We start from the raw sequence: 2,729 nt of genomic DNA on the forward strand, positions 1-2,729 counted from the left end.
CATGCTCTTTTGGTCTGTTCAAACCATTTTGTACATGATAATATCATCGACGTATTCACGTTCGCTCATCTTAAATTCCTTTATTTTACGGCCCTCTTCAACAAATCCCATCTTTTTATACAGTGATATTGCCCGCTGATTTGTTGAAAAAACTCCCAAGCTCACCTTTTCAATAAACGGATTTGCTTCTGCCCATTCCAATAACGCTTTTAAAAGCTCTTTTCCAATTCCTTTCCCTCTGTAATTTTTCCTGATCATCATTCCAAATGAGCCCTTGTGAGACATTCTCTTCCTATTTTCCGATTGAAATCCTATCCATCCAATGACTTCACCATTTATTTCGGCCACGATGATGGTTTCTCGTTCATTTTCCAATAACCTTCGTATCCAATCCCTTTGTTGTTCTGGTGTTTTATTGAACTCTTCCGATACCGCAATAAAATACTCTCCTTCGGAAATAACGGAATTCTGTACATCCAAAACCGCTTCTGCATCTTCCAACTCACCGGTCCGAATGATGTAATTTTTCACTTCTGACATTCCAATCCCCCTTAATGAACCATGTTCGAATCGAAGTGAACAATAGGACGGCTTTCGATGATTCTTTGTTCGATATTTTTGACGGTTTTGAATAATTGACCATCCGCATTTTTCAAATCATACTTTTTATGAAAAAAATTATATAACGTAATATCCCTTAACTTTAAAAATAGAGGAATCGTTTCGTATTCTTCAGGTGCCAGGATATTTTCCGTCTCATAGCCTTTTATGAATTCCCTCATGAACTTGGCGGCATATTCATCGAGCCCTTTTACCCCTTCACGTTCCAAGCTCCATATCAGATAGTACAGAGGTATGGCCAAATCGCTGGCAAACCAGTGATAAGAACAGTCATCAAAGTCAAAAACATGAATCTTCCCCTCATGAAAATGGAAATTGCCGTTATGTATATCAGAATGGATCAATCCAAAATTATCTTGATGAACTGGAAGGGCATTTAATTTCTTCTTGATTAATTCTTGTTGGTGCATCAATTGCTCTGGAACATCGGATTGGTAGAGTTCGGCATTCAATAGTTCCTCTTCATGCCAATCCAGCCTTTTATATTTTGTTTCAGGCTGATAATTTTTTGTTTGTTTATGCATTTGGCCAATCGTTCTTCCCCATTCAAAAAATAAAGGTTCATCGAAATTTTCATCGGTGACTTTCATCCTTACACCAGGAGCTTTTTCAAACAGGCAACAATAAAATTCCGTACCATCCGAACCCTTTACAATTTCAACCAAGTTATTTTCTTTCGAAGAGAGAACTTTAGGAATTTCACTACTATTATTCTGTAAATATTCAATCCACTTTAACTCAGCAAGCACTTGACCTTTTGTACGATGTGATTGATGTGTCATCCTTAAAATGTATGGACTTCCATCCCTGTAAACCTCAAATACATAGTTCTCTGCATCTCCAAGTTTAACCGGATCCCCAGCATTCACTTGAAAAAAATGCCCAGCCAATTTCACCAATTCCTCAGAAAAAATCCGCTCTACCGATGCTTCCATGATCTTCACTCCCATTAATGATATTGCTAACTTTATTAATAAAAACGATTTATACTATGCTTTATACGATACCAAAATGCCTTTTCCCTTTATTTGTATATCATTCTTTTTTTATAAATCTTTATGGTTACAAGGGTAAAGATATTTTTTATTAGTGGCTCCTTCTTCCTTCTCAAAAAAAAACGCCCTATAGGGGCGCGTCCAAAATCAAGTTTCCTTTTCTTCTTCATTCGCTATTTTATTGAACTTCAAGATCGTTTCTTCGATTACTGGATTATTGAATTCCTCTTGGATGGCTGATTGTACAAATTTATCTTCACCATTCATTTCATCCCAAGCATTAACTCTGTAATCTGGGTCATTATTATGCTCTGAACCTTGCCAAGTATTTGATTTGCCGTTTTGTTCCTCGTTATTTGACAATATCTTCACCTCTTAAACATAGTAGAGTTCGTGCCAATCATAAGCAGAAAAAATTAACTTTTTAAAAATCTTCCTTGATTGAAATGGGTGAACCCGTTGAGGTATGTTGATTAACCCAGTCAAGCGACACTTTTGAAACGGCATTCCACTCAGGTATTTGGGCTTTATGTTGTTCCACCCAGCTCATGCAATATTGCGGGTCTATATTGCTTTCTTGCGATTTCGCCAAGAATGACTGAATTGTGGTTTCGGTACAGTTTTCCCATGATCCACATGTATCCTGCCAAATATGCTCCATTTTCATTTGTATATTTTCGTTAGCCATTGGGTTTCCTCCTTAAATGAATGTTACTTTTTGATATCTTAATTAAGTATGTCCAAGGCTAAATAAATCATTACAAAAATTTTCAAATAGGTCTTTTCAGCGAAAGAATGAATTACAGTTGTAAAAATGATGCATAAACTGATTCCGATGAACAAAATCCGCCAGCTCCAATAACTGCTTATGAAAGGAAAATTATTGCCTTCTTCAATCTCTTATACAGCCAATTGTATTGAAACAAACCAAAATACAGAAAAACGACTCCCGTTAATCGTTTACTCGTGAGTTTTAACGATTTACTCTTGAATCTGCGATTTACTCGTGAGTTTAGCCTGTTTACTCGTGAGTTTCAGCAATTTACTCGCGAATTTTAACGATTTACTCGTGAGTTTTAACGATTTACTCGTGAAACTGCGTTTACTCGTGAG

Annotated in this window: 4 protein-coding genes; all 4 read right to left on the reverse strand. The window is 36.4% G+C overall.

What is annotated here, in order from left to right; genetic code table 11:
* Positions 1–18 precede the first annotated feature (18 nt).
* The 4 genes from FNK51_RS26045 to FNK51_RS26060 all read right to left on the reverse strand — a co-directional run bounded on the left by FNK51_RS26045 (position 19) and on the right by FNK51_RS26060 (position 2,304).
* A complete protein-coding gene (locus tag FNK51_RS26045) occupies positions 19–540 on the reverse strand; it encodes a GNAT family N-acetyltransferase (protein ID WP_141995217.1) in 522 nt (173 codons plus the stop codon).
* Positions 541–551: 11 nt separating this feature from the next.
* On the reverse strand, positions 552–1,556 hold the full coding sequence (locus FNK51_RS26050) for a phosphotransferase enzyme family protein (RefSeq protein ID WP_181762356.1): 1,005 nt from the start codon (positions 1,554–1,556) through the stop codon (positions 552–554).
* A gap of 207 nt (positions 1,557–1,763) precedes the next feature.
* Positions 1,764–1,979 carry a hypothetical protein gene (locus FNK51_RS26055; RefSeq protein ID WP_098373416.1) on the reverse strand — a complete coding sequence of 72 codons (216 nt, stop codon included), beginning with the start codon at positions 1,977–1,979 and terminating at the stop codon, positions 1,764–1,766.
* 61 nt (positions 1,980–2,040) lie between these two features.
* Positions 2,041–2,304: a hypothetical protein gene (locus tag FNK51_RS26060; protein WP_098373417.1), complete on the reverse strand. Its 264-nt coding sequence runs from the start codon at positions 2,302–2,304 to the stop codon at positions 2,041–2,043.
* Between the last annotated feature and the right edge of the window lie 425 nt (positions 2,305–2,729).

Origin of the sequence: Bacillus sp. B4EP4a, from assembly GCF_006680105.1 — a bacterium.
GTDB classification, from domain to species: Bacteria; Bacillota; Bacilli; order Bacillales; family DSM-1321; genus Peribacillus; species Peribacillus simplex_E.